This is a genomic window from Chryseobacterium carnipullorum (assembly GCF_003815695.1).
Lineage (GTDB): Bacteria > Bacteroidota > Bacteroidia > Flavobacteriales > Weeksellaceae > Chryseobacterium > Chryseobacterium carnipullorum.
In genome coordinates, this window is the sequence record NZ_CP033920.1 from 215,322 (window position 1) to 236,046 (window position 20,725).

At 33.8% G+C, this 20,725-nt stretch carries 15 protein-coding genes and 1 tRNA gene; 6 read left to right on the top strand and 10 right to left on the bottom strand.

Translation table 11 applies throughout. The features are described from left to right. Positions 1 to 74 precede the first annotated feature (74 nt). Entirely contained in the window at positions 75 to 4,865 is a 4,791-nt protein-coding gene (locus EG346_RS01050; protein WP_123876713.1) for a translocation/assembly module TamB domain-containing protein, read from the bottom strand. Positions 4,866 to 4,869: 4 nt separating this feature from the next. Between EG346_RS01050 and tsaD the strand changes: the two genes are divergently transcribed. The 3 genes from tsaD to EG346_RS01065 are packed head-to-tail and all read left to right on the top strand — an operon-like array spanning position 4,870 to position 7,040. Further along, positions 4,870 to 5,886, top strand: a complete 1,017-nt coding sequence (gene tsaD / locus EG346_RS01055; RefSeq protein WP_073333374.1) for a tRNA (adenosine(37)-N6)-threonylcarbamoyltransferase complex transferase subunit TsaD — start codon at positions 4,870 to 4,872, stop codon at positions 5,884 to 5,886. Continuing rightward, the gene (locus EG346_RS01060; protein ID WP_073333371.1) at positions 5,883 to 6,293 is read left to right on the top strand and encodes a hypothetical protein; all 411 of its coding nucleotides are present in this window, start codon (positions 5,883 to 5,885) and stop codon (positions 6,291 to 6,293) included. Before tsaD ends, EG346_RS01060 begins: the two co-directional genes overlap by 4 nt. Positions 6,294 to 6,338: 45 nt before the next feature. Continuing rightward, positions 6,339 to 7,040 (top strand): RsmE family RNA methyltransferase, encoded by a 702-nt coding sequence (locus EG346_RS01065; protein WP_073333368.1) that lies wholly within the window; start codon positions 6,339 to 6,341, stop codon positions 7,038 to 7,040. A 56-nt stretch (positions 7,041 to 7,096) separates the two neighbouring features. Here the strand turns inward: EG346_RS01065 and EG346_RS01070 are convergent, their stop codons facing one another. Further along, complete coding sequence (locus tag EG346_RS01070) at positions 7,097 to 7,768, bottom strand: TrmH family RNA methyltransferase (RefSeq protein WP_123876714.1); 672 nt, start codon at positions 7,766 to 7,768, stop codon at positions 7,097 to 7,099. An 81-nt stretch (positions 7,769 to 7,849) separates the two neighbouring features. On the opposite strand from EG346_RS01070, the gene EG346_RS01075 reads away from it, so the two are divergent. After that, positions 7,850 to 8,866, top strand: coding sequence for an asparaginase (locus EG346_RS01075; protein ID WP_123876715.1), 1,017 nt, complete (start codon positions 7,850 to 7,852; stop codon positions 8,864 to 8,866). 55 nt (positions 8,867 to 8,921) lie between these two features. Then, a tRNA-Ser gene (locus tag EG346_RS01080) sits at positions 8,922 to 9,008 on the top strand. A gap of 120 nt (positions 9,009 to 9,128) precedes the next feature. Here the strand turns inward: EG346_RS01080 and EG346_RS01085 are convergent. The 5 genes from EG346_RS01085 to EG346_RS01105 all read right to left on the bottom strand — a co-directional run bounded on the left by EG346_RS01085 (position 9,129) and on the right by EG346_RS01105 (position 14,331). Further along, a complete protein-coding gene (locus EG346_RS01085) occupies positions 9,129 to 9,899 on the bottom strand; it encodes a metallophosphoesterase (protein ID WP_123876716.1) in 771 nt (256 codons plus the stop codon). Positions 9,900 to 10,131: 232 nt separating this feature from the next. Then, the gene (locus EG346_RS01090) at positions 10,132 to 10,809 is read right to left on the bottom strand and encodes a GIY-YIG nuclease family protein (protein WP_076782970.1); all 678 of its coding nucleotides are present in this window, start codon (positions 10,807 to 10,809) and stop codon (positions 10,132 to 10,134) included. 201 nt (positions 10,810 to 11,010) lie between these two features. Then, on the bottom strand, positions 11,011 to 12,048 hold the full coding sequence (locus EG346_RS01095; RefSeq protein WP_228426482.1) for a nucleotidyl transferase AbiEii/AbiGii toxin family protein: 1,038 nt from the start codon (positions 12,046 to 12,048) through the stop codon (positions 11,011 to 11,013). Beyond that, on the bottom strand, positions 12,009 to 12,608 hold the full coding sequence (locus EG346_RS01100; RefSeq protein WP_076782969.1) for a DUF6088 family protein: 600 nt from the start codon (positions 12,606 to 12,608) through the stop codon (positions 12,009 to 12,011). The genes EG346_RS01095 and EG346_RS01100 overlap by 40 nt, the downstream gene beginning before the upstream one ends. A gap of 139 nt (positions 12,609 to 12,747) precedes the next feature. Further along, on the bottom strand, positions 12,748 to 14,331 hold the full coding sequence (locus tag EG346_RS01105) for a reverse transcriptase domain-containing protein (protein ID WP_228429364.1): 1,584 nt from the start codon (positions 14,329 to 14,331) through the stop codon (positions 12,748 to 12,750). A gap of 362 nt (positions 14,332 to 14,693) precedes the next feature. On the opposite strand from EG346_RS01105, the gene EG346_RS01110 reads away from it, so the two are divergent. Further along, positions 14,694 to 15,884: a hypothetical protein gene (locus tag EG346_RS01110; protein WP_123876717.1), complete on the top strand. Its 1,191-nt coding sequence runs from the start codon at positions 14,694 to 14,696 to the stop codon at positions 15,882 to 15,884. A 16-nt stretch (positions 15,885 to 15,900) separates the two neighbouring features. Here the strand turns inward: EG346_RS01110 and EG346_RS01115 are convergent, their stop codons facing one another. From EG346_RS01115 to EG346_RS01125, 3 genes are all read right to left on the bottom strand, one after another. After that, positions 15,901 to 17,265, bottom strand: coding sequence for a 5-methylcytosine restriction system specificity protein McrC (locus EG346_RS01115; RefSeq protein ID WP_123876718.1), 1,365 nt, complete (start codon positions 17,263 to 17,265; stop codon positions 15,901 to 15,903). Between the two features lie 12 nt (positions 17,266 to 17,277). Beyond that, complete coding sequence (locus EG346_RS25005; protein ID WP_228429366.1) at positions 17,278 to 19,782, bottom strand: DUF8426 domain-containing protein; 2,505 nt, start codon at positions 19,780 to 19,782, stop codon at positions 17,278 to 17,280. Positions 19,783 to 19,922: 140 nt separating this feature from the next. Further along, positions 19,923 to 20,618: a restriction endonuclease subunit S gene (locus EG346_RS01125; RefSeq protein WP_123876719.1), complete on the bottom strand. Its 696-nt coding sequence runs from the start codon at positions 20,616 to 20,618 to the stop codon at positions 19,923 to 19,925. Positions 20,619 to 20,725: the final 107 nt, after the last annotated feature.

Sequence of the window (20,725 nt, forward strand, 5' to 3'; positions counted from 1 at the left end):
TATTTAACTAAAAAAATTATATCAAACATTAACAATAATTAACACAGATGATAAAAATCATTAAAATATCACGATTATTTAGCACCTGATTTTGTAGAATCTGTTTTTATTTCACTTTTGGCTTCTGGTTGTTTTTTATCTTTTTTCTTCTTTTTGAATAGAGAATTAAAGCTTTTACTCCACACTACACCCCCACCATACGCTTGATTTGCAGAACCATTCGTACTGATCATTCCTATGTTGGTAGGCTTTGAATATCCTCTTAAGACGAGACTTCCATCATTCTTTTTTGAGATATCATATTCAATAGATCCTTCACCGGAAAGATAATTATTCTGAGCACCTTCAGTTTTTGTCAGTGGAATTCCCAGTCCTGTTTTAATATTTATTCTAGGTGAAACGGCTACGCTTACTCCGGCGTTGGCACGGTCACCTGTGTTGGAATTCTGGTCACCTTTTACATAATTCAGGTCAATCTGGAATTCATTACTCATGGTATTCAATACAGATCCCAACTGTTTAAGAAGCATATTATACCCCGAAGATTCAGCTACTCCTGCCACATCAAAATCCACCCCTCCACTGTTGGATACATTAAAAGTACTCAACAATAATATGGAACCGAACTGAAGAACTTTTTCTCCTTCCTGGCTCATCTTGGCTGCCAATGTTTCTTTTACCTGGCTGGAGACATCCAGTGCGGTCACATTAAGATCTATTTTTGGATTGATAAGTGATTGGGTAATATTCGCCTGAAGCAGTACACTGATTGGCTGAAGTTTCCCCATACTCAGATATTCACCTGCATTGGAAACCATTCTTACATAATTGGCTGTGATATCCAGTGCCGGCTTCATCGCATCACCATCCCATCGGATGCTGCTGTTTTTTTCGATCTGGAAGGTTTTATTCAAAATAGCTTTGGAAACAAATGTTCCGTTATCTACCTTATAGGTACCGTTCATGGCAATTCCTCCACGTCTTCCCATCTGGAACCTCAGCTTTTCCGCTGTTCCTTTTACCATAATGTTTCCTACATCATCTCCTACCAGTACATTCACCGTAGTTCCCTTATCTACATCCAGACTGAAATCGATATTCATATTGGCCCCGGTCTTCTTCTTTTCTTCCAGCGTGATCAGTCCGTCTTTTCCTTCTTTCAGGAACCTCAGCATTTTAAATTCTTCCACATTGGATGTAGAACTGGAGTTAAAAGTAAAAGTACTTCCGTTCAATGCCTTCATATTAGGAGTAGAAATACTCAGTCCGGAAACGGGTCCGTCCACATACAGGTCTCCCTGTCCGTACACTCTTCCCCAGAAAAGATCAAGATCTTTCTGTGAGGTATTCAGCATCATGAGATTATCTGCTCTCATCACGAGGTTGACCCCCATTGAAGAAATGGTTTCAAACTGAATCGCACCGGAGATAGCTCCTTTAGAATTGGATCTTCCGTCATGTACTTCAATATTATTCAGGATAGCAAGTCCTTTTGAAAGTGGGATTACCGTATCATCAAATGAATAATCCACTCCTGTAAAAAGAAGTTTCAGACCAAAACCTTTCAAGGCAATATCGCCACTATAATCCAGATTGCTCAACTTACCATTGATTTTGAGGTCTCCTGTTGCTTTTCCTCTTATGTTTCCAAAAACAGTCTGAACAAACTGCTGGGTAAAGGCAAGGTCAAAATCACGCATTTCCGCCGTAAGGTCAATCGTTGGAGAAGCGGTATTATTATTAACAGTCCCTGTAAGATGCAGGTTGTTATTTCCAAGAATTCCGGCAGAAGCTACTTTGACATCAACATCATATACATTCAGAGAGAACCCGTTGGTTGCGGAAATTGTCAGGTCACCCATTTCATTTCCGTTCATTATTATATTATCTACGGTAAGATCTACCAATGGTTGCAAAGTACTCTTATCCATTTTGATCTTCACACTTCCATTTGCCAGACCTTTGATTCCCATAGGATTTCCTCCGGACTGCATCTCAAGAAGTTTTTCTATCGCAAATTCTTCAATATCTGCATCTACATAAAAGTCTTTGGCAGATTTGAATTGTGCTTCTTTAATAAACAGAGCACTTTTTTCTGAATAAATCCTAAGATTCCGTATATCAAAATCCCCCGCACTTTTTCGATAAGTAATAGAATGGTCCAGCTCAGGACTCGTATCTATTGCCCAGGTAACATCATTGAATTTCACTTCTGTAGGCTCAAATCTGAAAACGTAATCTCCGGCAGCATTGGTAGACTGGTCTACATTGATGGCATAAGCTTTAAGATTGTCACTCAGCTCATCTTCCGGACTTCCATGTTTGAAGGTGGTCGCCAGATGAAGGGCTGTATTGTTTTCATTTTTGCCTTTAAGTTCAAAATCTTTGATGATATTTTTATTATAGACCAGTTTGCTTATCCTTGCGTAAAGTTGCTGATCAAGATTAGCTGTATTCACTCTCACCATCACACTGTCGATCATGGCACTGTCTCTGGAAATATTATTCCGGTCATTGATTTGGTATTCAGGATTGGCTGCTGCCAACGCTTTATCCGCATCGGTAATCTCTTCCTTTTTAGTCATGATATACTTTAGGGAAGCAGCATCGAGATTGAGGATCAGATCATTGGAATCTCCGTTATATTCTCCATCAACTACAGCACCCTGAGGAAGTTTCAGATCGGGAAGGAAATAATTCACCACCCCTTGCTGAACATCAAAATTCATCTTAAAATTCTGTCCTCTGTATAATTTTCTTGGTGGAGGTCCAACCAGTATTCTTCCTATCCCGTTCTCCATCATTCCTGCAAGATCTGCGAGGTTATATTTTCCTGAGATTTTACCGCTTGCCGCACCCGGCGCATCAACATCAATGACACGTCCGCCTGCTTCCACGAAGGTTTTCAGCTTCGCATTAGGAATACTGTATTTTTGGGTGGCTGTTGCAAAATGAAGATTATTGGCATCCACATCCAGAGTAAGGTCATTAATAGAAGACATCGACATTTTCCCTTCTACCTGACCGCTTACAATCTGGCTTCCCGGTTTGTTGGTAAAGTAATTCAGATTCAGGGAAGTTACGTCTGCGTTCACGTTCATCGCTACTTTCGAGGTACTGAAGTCTATAAGGCCTTTAATCGTAGCTTTAGCCTGCTCATCATTAACGGTGATGAGTCCGTTATATTTTTTATGATCCAATAATCCGTCCAGATACAGGTTGTTGATCTGCTTATCCATAATCTCAATGCTGGAGATCTGAGATTTAGTGGTTAAACGCATTGTATTGACGTCGAAACTCTGCCCGTTAAGATCAAATTTACCGGAGATCAGACCGACTGTTTTATTTTTCGTGATGACAGAAGTATTCAGATCTTTTACTTCGAGATATCCTGAATATTTAGGCATTGCCGTACTGTATCCGGTAAGGTAAAGCCTGGATATCTTGGCTTGTCCTATTCCGGTCATCAGATTTCCGCCTGGTACATAGATCTGCTCAGGGTTTACTTTTGCGGCTCCGTTATATTTCAGCTTCCCAAAGTCATCTGCAAAATTCTTCATCTTTTTAGAGATAAATGAAGGCATCATGGCTTTAAGATCCTTGTAGGTAAAATCTGTCGAAAGGTCGTTGGTTTCAATGGAAAAATTTCCTTTCAGCAGCCTGTCCACCTTCATGGTTTTTGTGGCAATATTCACGTCAGGATTTCTGATCAGGAAGTTTTCCAAATGAAATTTATTCAAAGGGCCTGTCATTTTTCCTGCCAGGTTGAATGGTTTGAAATTATCCCAGTTGGTAACGAAATAGCTGATGTCATATCCGCTCAACTGGCTTCCCTGTTTAATATCCATATCCCAGCGAACACGGTCTGCAAACTCCGACCATGAACCGTCGTGCAGATTAAATTTGATATTCCCCTGAAGCAACGAATGGTCTGTATTCAGGGTAAGATCTTTTAATGAAAGAAATTCATGGGTTAAAGAAAGTTCTGTAGAGAATGTATCTACCAAATGAGATTTCCCCCATCTGGAAGTGACGAAGGACATATTATTGATAAGTGCCGAAATATTGGGTCCGTTCACCTTGACATTAGGCGCTATTAAATTAAATTTTGTTGCCGTAAGCCATTTTCCTGGTTCTCCCGGAGAGTTTTGACTGACGATGGAAACGTTTGAATTAATAATCTGCACCCGGGAATTCAGCTGAAAAGGGGGCTTTTTAGGGTCTCTTTTTTTTCCGCTGTCGAACAGCTGTGTAAATCTGATAAAATTGGAAATACTGTCGCCTTTGTAAGTGATGACTTTTACGTCTGCATTGACAAGAGTAAGTGAATTAAAACTTAATGAATTGCTGTTTCCTGAAATGGCATTGAATGCTAAAGACATCCAGTCGGAATTGGCACGAAATTCTTTAGCTTTGATAAATTCAAGGCCTTTATAATCCTTGATCTTTAATCCTTTTATGGTGACGTCTCCGAAATAATCTACTTCTACACTTTCCGTAGACATCCCCGCTTTAAAATCTTTGTTTACGATCTGTAATGCCTGATCTGCTGCCCATTGCTTGGTGGCGGGAAGATTAATCACCGTTAATACTCCACCCACGAGAATAACTCCCAACCAGAAAAGGATGAGGAGCAGTCTGGCCCACCAGGAATAGCTGGTCACATCTTTCATCGCCTGCTTCCCAAATTCTTCAGCCGTTTCTACGGGATGATGAATGGCATCTGATGCCAGCTCAGATGCTTCTTTAACGGTCTCCTTCACAGCATCTTCCACATTCCCAACAGTCTTCTGTACCTGATCACTTAGGTTCTCAGCTACTGATTTTTTATTCTCATTCTCGTTATTATTCTCTAACTTTGCCATTATTATGAGCGACTCTATAATTTTAGGTATTGAATCGTCCTGCGACGACACCTCAGCAGCTATCATCAAGGGAAACTGTATTCTGTCGAACATTGCTGCGAATCAGGCCATCCATAAAGAATATGGAGGTGTGGTCCCGGAACTTGCATCGCGAGCACATCAGCAAAATATAATCCCCGTTGTTGAAAAATCTATTACTAAAGCAAATATACAACAAAATGCTATTTCAGCTATAGGATTTACACGGGGTCCGGGACTTTTAGGATCTCTTCTTGTAGGAACCTCGTTTGCTAAGTCTTTGGCAATGAGTTTAAATGTCCCGTTAATTGAAGTTAACCATCTCCAGGCCCACATTTTAGCCCATTTCATCGAAGATGCAAATCCTATGCCGCCTCAATTCCCGTTTCTGTGTCTTACCGTAAGCGGCGGGCATACGATGATCGTGCTGGTAAAGGACTATTTTGATATGGAAATTATCGGAAAAACGATTGACGATGCTGCAGGAGAAGCTTTTGACAAGATCGGGAAGATTTTTGATCTGGACTATCCGGCAGGACCAATTATAGATCGACTGGCCAAGGAAGGAAATCCTGATGCCTTTACGTTCAACAAACCAAGAATGGAAAATTATGACTATTCATTCAGCGGGATCAAAACTTCTGTTCTTTATTTTATTCAGAAAGAGGTGAGAAAAAACCCGGATTTCATTAAAGAAAACCTGAATGATCTGTGTGCTTCCGTTCAAAGAACAATCGTTGAAATTCTGATGACTAAACTTGAAAAAGCAGCTAAAGAATTAAATGTAAAAGAAGTGGCCATCGCAGGTGGAGTTTCTGCCAATTCTGCTTTGAGAAAGGCGATGCAGGATCATCATGAAAAATCAGGCTGGAATATTTACATTCCAAAATTTGAATATACAACAGACAACGCGGCGATGATCGCAATGGTGGCTCAACTGAAATATGAGCGAGGAGAATTTACGGATATGAAAACGTCCGCAACCGCAAAATATGATTTATGAAAATACTCTTAGAAGAAAAAGTACTGGGAACCCAATCTAAAAAGAACTCGAAATATTATTGGGTTTTAGAAACGATTACCGGAAAAAATGAAGTGACGGAAAAAACGGAAGATGAAGATTATTTAATGATCAGTTCAGAAATTGGATATGTTCAAAATATAAAGGAAGAGATCGTAGAGAAAATCAATTCAGAAAATGTATTCAGTTTTACTTACGAACCCAAAGAAGGAGATTATCTATCCATCAAAAATAATTTAAGAAAAAACGAATATTTGAATTTAATTTTTATGAACAATAAGTGGGTTGAAGAAATTTACGCATGTTCATACAGAGATTGTGAAGGTGATATTTATACCACAATAAAAACCGGTGTAGCATTTTTAAGCGATAATGAAATTAGCTTTTAATCATCACTTATCAATACAATTCAGACGCATTCTAAATATCAATGTATGAAACTTTTTTTTGGCGAAATCAGTAACGGAAAAGCAATCATTAATGACGAAGAACAACAGCACATTGTCAAAGTTCTTCGGATGAAGGATGGTGAAGAAATTCACGTAACAGACGGGAAAGGAAATGTAGTTTCCGGAAAACTATTGATCGAAGGCAAGAAAGCGAATATTGAGGTTTCTGAAATTAAAACAAATACTCTTGATTTTAATCCAAAACTTCACATTGCTATTGCTCCGACGAAGAATATTGACCGAATTGAGTTTTTTGTAGAAAAAGTTGTAGAAATGGGTATTTGTGAGATTACCATTTTACAGACTGAAAAAACTGAACGTAAAAATATTAATATTGATAAGATCAGAAAACAGGCTGTTGCTGCGTCTAAACAAAGTCTGAGGTTTCATTTTCCTGTCATCCATGATATGGTAAAACTTACTGATTTCCTAAAAAATATTGATCCTGAACATACTTTCGTGGCACACTGTCATGAAAATCTGGAAAGGTTGGAACTTAAAAACATTCCTTTATTAGAAAAACTTACTTTTTTGATTGGTCCTGAAGGAGATTTCTCGGAAAAGGAAATTCAATTTCTATCTGACAGCAACATAAAAGCGGTTTCACTTGGAAATCAGAGGTTGAGAACAGAAACGGCGGGTATATTTGTGGCGGCCTGGAATTATTTCAATATGATGAAAGGATAGGGATTAGACGTTAGGAAAATTCATTCATCATCAAATTATCTCATCATCACATCATTCTACATTTCAAGATGATGATCTCTGAGATATTTTTCAAAGATCTGCTTTCCGCTTCGCATTGAATTCACGGCCCAACGGATCTTCATTTTCATCCGTTTTTCTTCACTTAATTTATAATCAATACCTGATTTGATCAGCTTCTGCTTCAGTTCATACATACAAATTCCTGCTGCTACGGAAACATTGTAGCTTCTGGTCAAACCATACATCGGGATCGCCAGCGTTTCGTCTGCGAAATCTATTACTTCTTCCGATACGCCTTCCATCTCGGTTCCAAATACAAGAGCGATAGGTTCTGTAATCTGATAGTCAGGAAGCATCACGGCATTTTTTTCCAGTGATACGGCCAGAATTTTATACCCCCTGTCTTTAATATTCTGCAGGGAAGCGATATTCTTAGACATTTTCTCAACTTCCACCCAGGTTTCGGCTCCTTTGGTTACCGTAAGGTTAGGATCGAAAACATTCTCCTCCTCCATCGCCACGACCTTATGAAAAGCACAGGCTTCCACGGATCTTATAATGGCTGCCGCATTTCTGAACTGATAGACGTCATCCATCACAGGAAGGACAAAATCGGAACTTTCACTGGAGAAATGTTCTATTTTTGAGAGTCTTTCCTCTGTTAAAAACTGTTTTAAATAATCAAAAGTTTGCGCTAAATCTTCCATTCATTTTCAAATCTTTGCAAATTAACGTAATTTTGGGCTATGAACCTGAACGAGGCTCAATTTCTTACTAAAAAGTAATTCATGAAACGAAAAGTCCTGCTCATCTATACCGGAGGAACCATCGGTATGGAAAAAGATTATGAAACCGGAAGCCTCCGCGCATTTGATTTTGGAAATATTTTCGAAAAAATGCCCGAAATGAAATTAATGGAATGCGAAGTGTTTGTGCATCCTTTTGCAAAACCGCTGGATTCTTCGGATATGGGACCTGAGGAATGGAAGGTGATCGCGAATTATATTCTCAAAAATTATGAACTGTATGACGGTTTTCTGATCCTTCACGGAACCGATACCATGTCGTATACCGCCTCTGCTTTAAGTTTCATGTTAAAAGGATTGAGAAAGCCTGTGATTATGACAGGTTCACAACTTCCGATCGGAGATTTGAGAACGGATGCCAAGGAAAATCTTCTGACCAGTCTTTATTACGCCAGTCTTTATGAAAATGACGAAGCCGTTATTCAGGAGGTGGCCGTTTATTTTGAATATAAATTATTACGGGGAAACAGAACGCTGAAATATTCTGCGGAGTATTTTGATGCCTATTCCAGCCCGAATTACCCTATCCTGGGACAGTCCGGAGTTCATTTAAATATTATGAAGGATAATCTGTACCGTTGTGATTCCGGGATAGAATTCCATGTGGATGAACATATTTCTGAAGATATTCTTTTCTGGAGAATTTTTCCGGGAATGCATCTGAGTCACTTTAAGGAAATCCCTAAAATGAAGGTTTTAATTCTTCAGGTTTTCGGTTCTGGAACCATTTTCAGCAGTGAAAAGACGCAGGAAACGCTTCAGGAAATCCGAAACAACGGAACCGAAATTGTTGTGGTAAGTCAGTGTATATCAGGTGGTATCTCCTTTGGGAAATATGAGAACAGCAATATCTTTTCAAGAATCGGAGCGATCAGCGGAAGGGATATGACCGCTGAAACGGCGATCACCAAAGCGATGCATCTTATAGACAATCCTAATTACTCAGGAACATTTGCCGACAACTTCACCAGAAGCCTTTGCGGAGAAATTACTGACTAATTTTGCATAATAATTTGCAGATTCCAGAAATTACTCTATTTTTGCAATCTCAATTAGAGAGGTGTCCGAGTGGTTGAAGGAGCTACCCTGGAAAGGTAGTATACGGGTAACTGTATCGAGGGTTCGAATCCCTTCCTCTCTGCTTTTAGTGTTGAAAATCAGTTAATTACAACATCAACACCCATTTCTACACCCACTTATCTTTAAGTGGGTGTATTTTTTTATAATTATTATTAAAAAAATGATTTTTTCTCATTTTATATTATCCTAAATATTGAATGTCAAAAATAGCATTGTTTCTATAACCCAAATGCTCGTTACTACGAACATATCCAAGTTGATTGGTTAGAAGTTTCGTTTTTCCAATTTCAAAAATTTCAGAATTGTAATGATGATGACCATAAAGCCAATAATCAAGTTCATTTTCTTCAATAAATTCTGATAATTCCGTTGCGAATGCCTGATTAATCGCACTTCCTTTGTATTGAGGAGGATAATTCAACATCGTAGGAACATGATGAGTTACAATGACCTTCTTAAAGGATTTTTCTTCTAAAATTGCAGTCTTCAAAAAATTAAAATTGTCAAAAAATAAATTCGTGTAAACTTTGGTATCAAAAGCTTTTCCTGCATTTTTTATCAATCTAAAATCGTTGAGTGATTGTTGAATTTCAAATTTATTCTGCGGTGAAATATAAGACCATAATGTTGAAAAAATGAGTTTCGTTTCTCCGAAAGATTTCACTTTATTATTTAGTAAAATTACATTCTCTCTTATTTTTTCTTCAAAACTTCCTGTTCGTTGATGAATGTCGCTGTGATAATATTCATGGTTTCCGGGAATCCAAAAAACCATTTCAAAATGATCTGACAAATAATCAAAAAACTCTTGATGCTGATCTAAAATTGCAAATGGAATAATATCTCCTGCTAAAACTAAAATTTCAGCAGTGGGAATGATAGGATTTTCCAAAAGATATTTTTTGTTTTCGGGAAATTCTAAGTGAAGATCGGAGCAGTATTGGATTTTCATTGTGTAAATAAATGTTATATGAAAACTATCCCTCAAAAATTAATATTGTCACAAAGTTTCCTCTTATTGAAATGTGCGTTTGAAATTAATGAAATATAATTTTTAGAAGGGTGCAAATCTATATTCAGCCATTACTTCAAAACTAATTTTTGATTTTTAACATCGTGGCTGTAGTTCAATATCTCACCAGAAATTATAAGATTGATCACTTCATCAATGATTTCTAGGGGAACTACAAACCATTCTCTGGGGGTGATTCTTTGTTTTTTGCATTATAAACATCCACATTTAAACAGCATTCTCCAAAAAAACGATGTAGCAAAGATTCGAAGTTTTGGGTGTTTAAATTATAACATTTATAAGTTGCCACCATATCTACATCTGCAAAAAGATAAGTAGCTTCTTTTGACGCATTTTTAATTCTATCTGAAACATTTGAAGTTGAGAATCCAATTTTATACAAATCTTTCAGTGAAGAAATTTCTGAATTTCTAGATTTGGATTTTAAAATATAGATCCAACCACTCTTTACATCTTCTTCTGAAACAATTCCAGCGTTTTTCCACAGTTCATCTTCAATATTTTCTGCAGTATCTGTAATTAATTTTCCGTTTTTTAAGATGGCTTTCCCTAAAGAACGAAACAACATATTCGATTTGGTTCCATTTTCGAAAATCGTTACCGTTCTACCTTCTAATCGAACTCGATCTCCAGACGTATTTTCTTTCAATATTTTTTCAGCTTTCGATACTTCCAAATATGCTAACAAACCATCGACTAAATAAAATTTTCCTTCGATAAGATTGGTTTCGGTATTATTAAATTCTGCTAATCTCCGTTTTCCTTCTTTTAATTCTTTATGAACCTGTCGGAACATCGTTTCATATTTTTCAAACTCTTTGTCAGACATTGGCTTTCTTTGAGCCATAAAATCAGTGGAAGCTCTTTCACCCGGTTTTGGAGTATGATTAAAATTGAAAAATTGATTCTTATTCTTCGAAAATAACGGATATTGAAAATCAATTAGTTATGTTTTTATGGTACAAATATGATACTAAATAAGAGAATTTGTGAAAGATTATTTATTAAACATTAAGCTTACTGAATCTCATTAATTGTTCAATTTACCCATAATTTCCTTCATTATTTCAATTAAAGTTTTGAAGTTCGGACTCTCGCCTACAATCATACTTCCCTGCATTATTCTGTAATCTTCTTCCCATTTATTCATTATTTCTTGAGGAGGAATGATATTGATTAGACCTTTTTTGTGATTGTCATAGTTGATCCACTTAGAATTATTCATTCTTTTTCTAAAATCAACAATTCTTTCAAAAAGGCTATCATCAATTAGTGCACTTTTCCCATATTCTGTATGATAAAGTTGGTGCAAATCGAACAAATGACGACTCATTCTCTCGCTTCTAATTCTCTCTGTTGGTTTTGAAAATTCTTCGTGAAGTAGAAGTATTTTCTCTAAAAATGTTTTTGTAGGAACAGTTACCAAAACTTCAAATTGTGGCAATGAAAAAAGGGCATCTTTATAATGGTTTTCTATAAATGATTGTACCATTTTTTTCTCCGAAGGTTCTGTCATTGCTCTTGCTCCCATTTCAATAAGAACTTTTTGCTGTACATAACTTTCTTGTGGAATCACACTGTTATAGACTAATTCTAAGTGATTTGGATCGCTAAGATCGTCAACAATTTCAGAATATTTAATTTTGCATTCATTCTCAGAAATCCCTAATTCTCCCAATTGTTTAACCAATTCTTCTCTAAATTCGGAGATTACAAATTTTCCTGCGGTCTTCCGAAGTTTCTTCATTTGCGTTTTGGTTTCTGGATCTTCTGCAAATCCTAATAAATTTTTATCAATAATTAAATCGACATCCTCCGAAAACCGTTCGATAATTTGATAAGCTTTGCTTAAAGAAGTTCCACCCTTGAAGATAATTTGGTCTTTATATTTTGATTTAAAAACAGCGCGTAACACCATACAAACCCACCAATCTTTCTCTATCGCAAAAGGCGCATAACCTGTTGATAGAGCGAGTTGATTTAAGGTTTCAATTCTTTGTTCTTTAGTAAGTTGCTGATGCCACATTTTTATGAAAGGTATCTGTTTTTTATTCTTTTCTGAATCCAAACTGGTGCATATTTCAATTGAGACATTAATACTTTCTCGTCTATTTTCTTAATATAGACTGTAAGTTTTTCCTCAAAATCTTCTGAAATATTTTTCTCGCCAGTTATTTTATATGCTTGAATGATGAGCTGAAGTAATTCATCCTTAACCGCCAAATTCCTTGGGGCAGTTTTCTTAAATTTAATGATGCTTTTTCTTATTTTAATTTCTCTTTGCGCACCATCTGTAAGATAAACTGCGTGTAGCGGAATTTGGGTAGAAAGTCCCAACAAATACATTGCCATCGCTCCCGTAGGTGCAATTCTGGCTTTATCTCTTTTCGCAATTTCCTTTGCAATTTCTTCGATGCTTGGATAGACCGTTCCCAAAAGCTCATCTTTCTTGGGAACCAAATAAATTCCGTGAGCCAACCGAACCAAAACTCCCTGCTCTTCCAACCGACGCAGAACTTGCCGAATATTCTCAGCTGAGCCAAATTTCAGAAAGTCTTCTGCGAAAAATATTTTTCCCTTAGAAGATTTCTTAATCTTGGTTTCTATATGATTATGAGTGGTTTGCACAGTTTTTATGAATTAATATTGTCACAAATTTAGTAAATATTTGTGACAAAATATGGTTTATAAATCTTTAATCATAATACATTAGCGCAACACCTCGTCTTTTGACAAATTCCTGCAGTTTGATTATTCAAAACAAGCCTTATTTATTCAAATGCTTTGCAATAGCGGTGTTTAGCAAATGTTCTTTTTTCCGAAGCTGTTTAGAAAAAATTTTACTATCGAAAATTTTTTCACACCTTTTAATATAGCTAAAATAGTTTGATTTATTTTTATTTACAGATGGTTTAACGATCATTGAAAACTCATTTCTTTCATTTTCCACAAGAAATGTTCTATTCCGAAAAGTCTGTTTAATTTCTCCATTTTCCCCATCTAAATCCCGTAGCGGTTTTTTGTATAATTTTTTAATTTGATTTTTAAACACTGCTTTTGGAATATTCGCATTTTTGTTTCTTATTGCTCGATTAGATCTTCGTCGAACGATAGAAATTAGTCTTCTATAAAATTTAGCAATATTCGTTGATTTTATACAAGTATTGAATCCTCGAAATTCAAATCCAAGGTATATTAATGGCGCGCCTTTCCGTTCATTACCTTCAACCTGCTTAAAGGAAGTTAGTCTACTTTTTTGTTCTTGATTATATATTGATTTTCTAAAAACGAAAGATTCGGTTTTTGAAGAACTTATTTTTAGATTGCTTTGTTTGATAAGATTTTCAACATAATTTTTTATTTCTCCTAAATCATCTACATTTGCAACTATGATAATATCATCAGAATATCTTCTATAAAATCCACCCTTACCCTTTACGACTTTATCTAGAATGTTTTTATCAAAATCCAACAAATATAAATTTGCAAGTACGGCACTTATCGGTAATCCTTGAGGAATACCAGCTTGTATTTTTTCTTCACCAATTATTCTATAGAAAGAGTTTTTATAAATCCTTAACTTACCTTGTTTAATAGTATTTCGAAAATCTGCATTTGACTCAAAAAAACTTTTAAAACCTTTTTCTTTTCTAATTTTTGCTAATTTTTTTTCATTAAAGCCAGATCTTTTACCACTTTTTTGTACCCTAATTCGCAAATCATCTCTTAAAACATAACTGAAATTTGTGCAGGATTTGAATACATTTTTATGGTCTGGAGGTAATTCTTCCTCATTCAACAAATCACTCCATTTTTTTTCCAACAATTGATGGTCTAAGCTTGAAAAAAAACTTTCTATATCAAAAGTTAGTACGCCTACTTCCTCTTGGCAATCGCTACGATTTTTAATTTCATCAAAAACTTCTTTCGCAAAATGAATCGTACTCTTTCCTTTTCCACTTTCATCTAAAATAATTTTCCTGTAAGCATTAACGCATCCATCAAGTTCAAGATCTTTTTTTAATTCTGTTTCATACAATTCATTTAGTATTGAGGCGTAATATCCATAAATTAAAGCGTCAAAATGTGTAGCATAATGAAGTGGTCTTTTCTTTGCAGTTTTTTCAAATTTAAAATTATCAAGTTTGAAATTATGAGTCCTCTCTTTTTCATTTAAATGCTTTTCGGAATTTACTTTCTTATATTTTCTTTCTTTGATGATTGAATGCATCAAAGGGTAAAAAGCATATTTCTGTATAAAAGAAGGATTTTGGATTTTCTTTTGATAACTTTTCCAATTTTCATTGATGCGTAAACTCGGGGACAAATGCAAATATCCCTTTGTTTTCATCCAATTTGGTTTGTTAGTATCATTTCTCATAAAAAACCCCGTAGAAAGTTCTAGCAATAATGATTATTAAATTTACATACCTCCGAAGAGCGGACTAGTACCCATTAACTGAGTCATTGTAATGTTCGTAAACTAGGCGAAGATTTAACTTCAACTGCAAATTATTATCTAATGAAAACAATTATTACAATCCTATTAGCTATCTTTACAGGTGGATGCTCCTTGGTAGGAGATTACCTGCTTGATAAACTTTAATCCTGCAAAAGCAGTAAGACCGAAGTCCTGTAGTCCTGACTAGATGTAAAAAATCAACTTCCTACGAGTACATCAAATATAGGAAAATAAAAAACTAAATAACTACTATGAGTAACTTTCAAATTGGTGATCTTATTTCTTTAAAAAACCACCCTTATTCTTTAAATCAAAAGACGAAAATTGGAGCAAATGCTTTGATGACACCACCAATAATGGTAGTAACTGAAATATTGAAGCAAAATAAATTCAATCCAGATTCTGAGAATGAAGAAAAACTTTTAGGACAAGTTTTGGGCACTTTCTATAACTCTAAAAATTGTAATTACGAAAAATTTTGGTTTAATATTGACGAAATAACTCCAATTACTAATGCAGAAAAAGAGAATATAGAAGAGGACATTGCGGGAAAAAAAACAGTTTCAACCGAATTAACTGCTGTAAAAAACGAATATAAAGGAAAACAAGTGATTTTAAATACTGCTGATGCAGAATTGGGGAAAAAGAAAATCAGTTGGAGTGAAGAAGGTGATAAAGAAAAATTTCGTACTGAGTCCTATATGGATTTTTTACCGCCAGTAATGACCGTAATTGACGTTGTTGAAAATTCTAAATTTTTAAAAGATAGACGAGATCCAAAAGATGGTACGTTGAAAAAAGATTCTTGCAAATTCTTATTAAAATGCAAATGGTTTAACCCTTCTAAACAATCATTTTCTGAAGATTTTATCCCTATTAACATTGTAGAGGAAGTTATCTTTGATCAAGAAAAAATTGATATTATACAATTGGGTATGAGTGGAAGTAAATTATTTAAAATTCCAAAAATAACTCCATTTGAAGGACATACTAAAAGTCAAATTAATAATACGTTAGTTGAAATCATCAACATCATTCTTTTAAATCATAAAATACGCATTGTATATTCTGATTATTTCTCAAAAAAAGTGAAATCTTCTTATGTACAAGAATTCAATTTTGAGGCAACGACATTTAAAATTACAGATTTAGCTAAAGATAAATTTCCAGATTATTCTTCGAACGTCTTTAATGATATAAAAAAATTATCTTGGGAGAAAGATAAGTTTTATGAAATCAACTATACCGACAGAAAAGGAAGATTTACACAAAGAATAATAACCAATTGCTCTACTAGCACTTTTGAAAACGAAGATGAAATTGAAGAAACTTTTATCATTGCAAATTGCTTATTAAGAAAAGGAGACATTCGACATTTTCGTTTAAAAAACATTATTGAACGATCAACTTACACTGAGGATTTCGAAAAACTGATAGTGTAACACTAAAGTGAACAGTTTAATTAACAAGTAAATTAATTTCTTGCAAATACATTTTTTTATATGAAGAAGAAACTCTGAATGAACTTTCAAAAAGGGAAATTTCTTCAGTCTCTTCTTTTACTTTGAAATCTTCTTGAGTATGCTGATCTTTTTCTGTGAAATTTAAGTTTCCGGGATAAATGAAATATGCAGAAATTACGTCATCATTCTCTATTCCCAATTCTTTATAAACACTATTTAATCTGGTATAGCCAGCCAATTGTCGTGCATCTTCCATGGTGGGATTTCCGCTAGAATAACGTGGTTTGTACTTCGCATCTACAACTGCTTTTATTCCACAATTTGTATTTAGAATAAAATCTGGTTCTTGTTTATTGAATTTTTTATGATATTGCACTTCTCCTTCTAAAGAGTATTTATCACGAAGTTTTCCAAATACAAACAATTCAAATAACTTACTCATATCGATCCAAAATGGAGGATGCAATGTTTTTGATTTTTTGGAGTTTTTAGAAATATTGTAGTCATTTAATGCCAAAATTTGATTTCCTAATTGAATTGCACGATTATAGTTTTTAAAAAACGGATTACTCTCTTTAAAATCTAATTTACTGAAAGTATTATCGCTTACCTGATGGAAACCGCCATTGCAGTATCTTTGAATTTCAACCAAGTTTTTATAAATGTCTGAATTTTTCGAATAATCTTCCAAATGGATTGAAACACGAGATAAAACAAATTTCAAAAATTGGTTTAATTCAATATCAAAGCCAAATTCCTGAAATTTACAAATTGTTTTTGTATAACGATTTTTAAATATGTTTTGTTTGATTTGTTGTCCTACCAATACTTTTCCTTTAACTTTATTGCTTAAATTTTCAACCTTTTCGTAATATGATTTTTTCAAGCCCTTCTTTACTAAATCTTTTACAACAGATAAAAATTGGGCAATTAAAAAAGGTGTTAAAAGTGGTTGTAAGTGATTGTCAATTTCAATCCAATCTTCATTAAATTTAGTTGAAATTAGTCCATCTAAATGTTCAAAGTTTTCTGGTTCTTTCAATGATTCCAAAAGCATTTCCACATAATTTACTTGTTTTTCTTCATTATTAATTTTTGGCTCAATATAGATGTTCGCTCCTAAATTTGGAAAACAATCTAAACCAATATAATAAGACGAAGAAATACTGCAGGAGTATTGGTTTTCCTCAGAATTTCTATATAATGAAATGGAAACACAGTTTTTTTCTTCATCATTTTCAAAATTTATTTTATCTTCTAAAGTTGATAAATTAAAATAGTGCTCCCAATTTTCAATTTTTTGAAAAATAGAAATATGGTCATTATGATAATATTCAAAATGTTCTGAAATTCTTAGCATTCTAATCTTCGATTAAAGAGAATTAATTACACTTCTTGCTGATTCCTTCAAAATGCCATCTTTTATATATTCTTCTAGGATTGGTTTTATTTCATACCTAATTCTAAAACTAAAATCAACAGGTTTTTCTTTAACATTTTCATCTATCTCATTTTTTTCATAATGCTGAATAAAATAAGAATGTCCCAACCAAACATCTTTAGGATCGAAATCTCCAGTCATATATTCTGACTTTTTCATCACCACATTCTCATCCGAATAATCAATAGCTACATCATAGTTTTCAATAAATAATGACGCAACTTTAGCAAAAAGATCAACCTTAAAATCATCTTTTAATTCTGATTCTAAATTTTTTGGCAACACATCTACGAAAGCAAAACGTCTTCTAATTGCATAGTCGATATGACCGACACTTCTGTCTGCGGTATTCATTGTACCAATAATGTATAGATTTGGGGGGAGAGTTAATTTGTTTGAATCTCCTACTTTGTACATAGACTCTACATTTTCACCACGGTACTCTAAAGCATAAATGAGTTCTCCTAAAACAGATGAAAGATTAGCTCGGTTGATTTCATCGATTATTAGGACGTAGTTTTTCCGAGTTTCTGAATAAGTTTCCCCATTATAAGAATAATTATCAAAGAATTTTTTCAGTAAAGCATTGTAATAAGTATAACGATAATGTGCGTGAACAGAAAGTTCTTTTGGAATCTTTTGTAATGAAATCACTAATTGACTTTCCAGAACTGCTTTTATTAATATTTTGAAATCCGAAAAATTAATTCTAGAAGGTGAAGCCCAATCTTTACCATATCTAAAATTATCAACCTCTACTTTAAACAAATTAATATTTCCAGATAAGTTAATTTCGCTTTCTTCTACATCTTTTTCTATTTCATTTTTAAAATCTTCAAAATTGTCATTCACCCATATATCAATATTTGTTGATGAAATCTTTTCAGAACTTAGTTGATAATTTTTCAAAGCCTCTTTGGCAAATAAACCCAAAGTTTTGTTCTCAGCTTCAAAAAAAATCCCTTCACCATCAGGATTTGGTTTTGCAATAATTCCTCTTACAAAATCTTCATAGGTATAACTTGGGTGAAATTGAATAAGTTTGAATTGTTCGCTGTCTCCTAGTTCATTCACATCATAAAGACCCAACATTTCTAATGCTATATTTTTAGCTGATCTTGTCTTACCTGTTCCAGGAGGACCTTGGAGGATGATTTGTTTTTTGTATTGAAGTATTTTTGAAATTTTACTTTCATTCGCACTGGGTAAAATTAAGTTACCTTTAATAATAGATAAAAGTTCTTCATAATATTTCTTGCCAATTAGTTTTTCAGAGTTGTATGTTGTTATGTCTGTCAAGGTCTTCATGACTAAAGTATGACCTACTCCCCAATTACCTGTTGCTTTCCAGTCAACTTTTCTACAATGTTTATAATCATCTTTTTCTTCATCAAAATAATAATCAGAAATAACTTCACCATAACCTAAAAGTTCATATCTCCCTTTTTTTACAATTATTATGTCTCCAACATTTATTGTATTTGCAAAATCGTAATTGGCAATTGCGTCATTATTCCGATTTGTCTTACTATCATAAACTGAAATTAGTTTTTGTTGAATCTCATTTTTATTATTATATTCATTCAAGTTTCCTAAATCATCCCAACCTAAAGCCATTATTCCTTCCTCATAAAGACCATCCCATTTGTAAGCATTTTCACCAGGTGAATAGATCCAATATTTTTTCATATCATTTGTTTCAGTATTTATTTTGTCTAATAAATCAACATATTCCTTTATATTAATTACTTTTTCCTTTAGGTAGACTATAACTTCATTCTTGTTTACCTCTTTTTCTTCTTTTATTCCTTCAATTAACAATTTAGCTAAAGTACCAAAATAGCTACCAAAAGCTAAAGTTCTGTTTTCTTTTGGAAACGTGCTATAAAAAACACACATAGCATCATAATTTGCACTGCTCTTCAAGATATGCTTACTTAAATTTTGCCAGAACGGATAATAAACAGGATACATTAATGGATTCTGACAATGCTTGATCACAGAAAATATATGTGACTTAAATGAATTAAGATTCTTATTCAAAACGTAATTGAAATCACTTAAATTCGTTGTAGATTTTATAGTATTAAATAAATTAAAGAGTCTTAATTTTGCTCCATCTTCAAGAGTTGTATTTTCTTTAAAATTGTTTATTCGATCTGCAACTTTAACGATGGAATTAATTTTAGAAGTAAAAACACCTAATTTATCCGTATCGCTTTCTTTAAAATCCTGATCAGACTTTAAAACATCTATCACATATTGAATATCTTGACGACTTTGTGAACTATTTAATTTATCTAGTTTACTTTCAATAGGAACAAGCCAATTTTTATTTTTTTCACTTTCAAATATGCCATTAAAATCTGAAAAATAATTTTCTGTTATTACTTGATAAGACTTATTGTGTAATTCTAAATATTCTTGAACTGTCATTCTTACTTTTTTATTTTAAATTCTTGAATCCTGTAAAAATTCATTAGTTCCACAAAATTACATTTTTGCATTTTAGAAAAAATACGGGAATCCCTAAAAACTTAATTTTAATAAGTTAAATGATAATTTATTTTACAAAATCACTCCACTTTTACCTGTCCGTTCATCAGCATAGGCAAAAGCCAGTCACGTAAATCGCTAAGTTGTTGGTTTTGTTTTCTGTTCGTTAAAATGTTTTCTAAATAAGGATCTATTATTTTCTCTAACTCTGTAATTATTTTTAGAGGAGGAACGGAAATTCTACTTTCGATTAAATGATCTTTGGTTATATGCCCCATTGTTGTTTTCCTCAATTCAGCCATCATTTTAAAATGTTGCAAATAATTTGATATTTCAAAAAAGTAAAAGTATTTGGGATATTTTGAAGATGTAACTTTAAATATGTGCTGATTTAATGCTCCTTTGCCTAAACTCCAGATTTTTACATCTAATGTAGCTGACCAAGAAAATAGAACATCACCATCATAAATTTTATGCTTTTCAGGAATGTCAACTGTTACTTTTTCAGTGTTTTGAGATAGTCCATCATTCATTTCTTTAATTTTTATAACGGCTAAATAATCCTCGTTCTCATTTAATGGTCTATATTTTTGACAAGCTAGCCCATTTATAAATTCTGCAATATCATATAAACTTTTCACTTCCCAACCTTCTGGAATCTCCCTCTTCACAACTTCATTAAAAACCATTTTGCCACCGCTTGATTTATAAGGCTTTCCGTTTTCATTTGGGAAATCAAACTGTACAAACCAATAGTCGTATAGCGTTTTTGCCATCTGCTCTAAATTATCATTTAGCCACCAACTTTAGCTATTTTTGTTTTCCATTTCTTTGTGGTTTTTTAAATTTTAAATAAAATAGCAACCAATGAGGGAATTAGTGA

Excerpts from the sequence above, each read along its gene's own strand:
- EG346_RS01050 (WP_123876713.1), bottom strand. The coding sequence starts at position 4,865 with ATGGCAAAGTTAGAGAATAATAACGAGAATGAGAATAAAAAATCAGTA.
- tsaD (WP_073333374.1), top strand. The coding sequence starts at position 4,870 with ATGAGCGACTCTATAATTTTAGGTATTGAATCGTCCTGCGACGACACC.
- EG346_RS01060 (WP_073333371.1), top strand. The coding sequence starts at position 5,883 with ATGAAAATACTCTTAGAAGAAAAAGTACTGGGAACCCAATCTAAAAAG.
- EG346_RS01065 (WP_073333368.1), top strand. The coding sequence starts at position 6,339 with ATGAAACTTTTTTTTGGCGAAATCAGTAACGGAAAAGCAATCATTAAT.
- EG346_RS01070 (WP_123876714.1), bottom strand. The coding sequence starts at position 7,768 with ATGGAAGATTTAGCGCAAACTTTTGATTATTTAAAACAGTTTTTAACA.
- EG346_RS01075 (WP_123876715.1), top strand. The coding sequence starts at position 7,850 with ATGAAACGAAAAGTCCTGCTCATCTATACCGGAGGAACCATCGGTATG.
- EG346_RS01085 (WP_123876716.1), bottom strand. The coding sequence starts at position 9,899 with ATGAAAATCCAATACTGCTCCGATCTTCACTTAGAATTTCCCGAAAAC.
- EG346_RS01090 (WP_076782970.1), bottom strand. The coding sequence starts at position 10,809 with ATGTCTGACAAAGAGTTTGAAAAATATGAAACGATGTTCCGACAGGTT.
- EG346_RS01105 (WP_228429364.1), bottom strand. The coding sequence starts at position 14,331 with ATGAAAACAAAGGGATATTTGCATTTGTCCCCGAGTTTACGCATCAAT.
- EG346_RS01110 (WP_123876717.1), top strand. The coding sequence starts at position 14,694 with ATGAGTAACTTTCAAATTGGTGATCTTATTTCTTTAAAAAACCACCCT.
- EG346_RS01115 (WP_123876718.1), bottom strand. The coding sequence starts at position 17,265 with ATGCTAAGAATTTCAGAACATTTTGAATATTATCATAATGACCATATT.
- EG346_RS25005 (WP_228429366.1), bottom strand. The coding sequence starts at position 19,782 with ATGACAGTTCAAGAATATTTAGAATTACACAATAAGTCTTATCAAGTA.
- EG346_RS01125 (WP_123876719.1), bottom strand. The coding sequence starts at position 20,618 with ATGGCAAAAACGCTATACGACTATTGGTTTGTACAGTTTGATTTCCCA.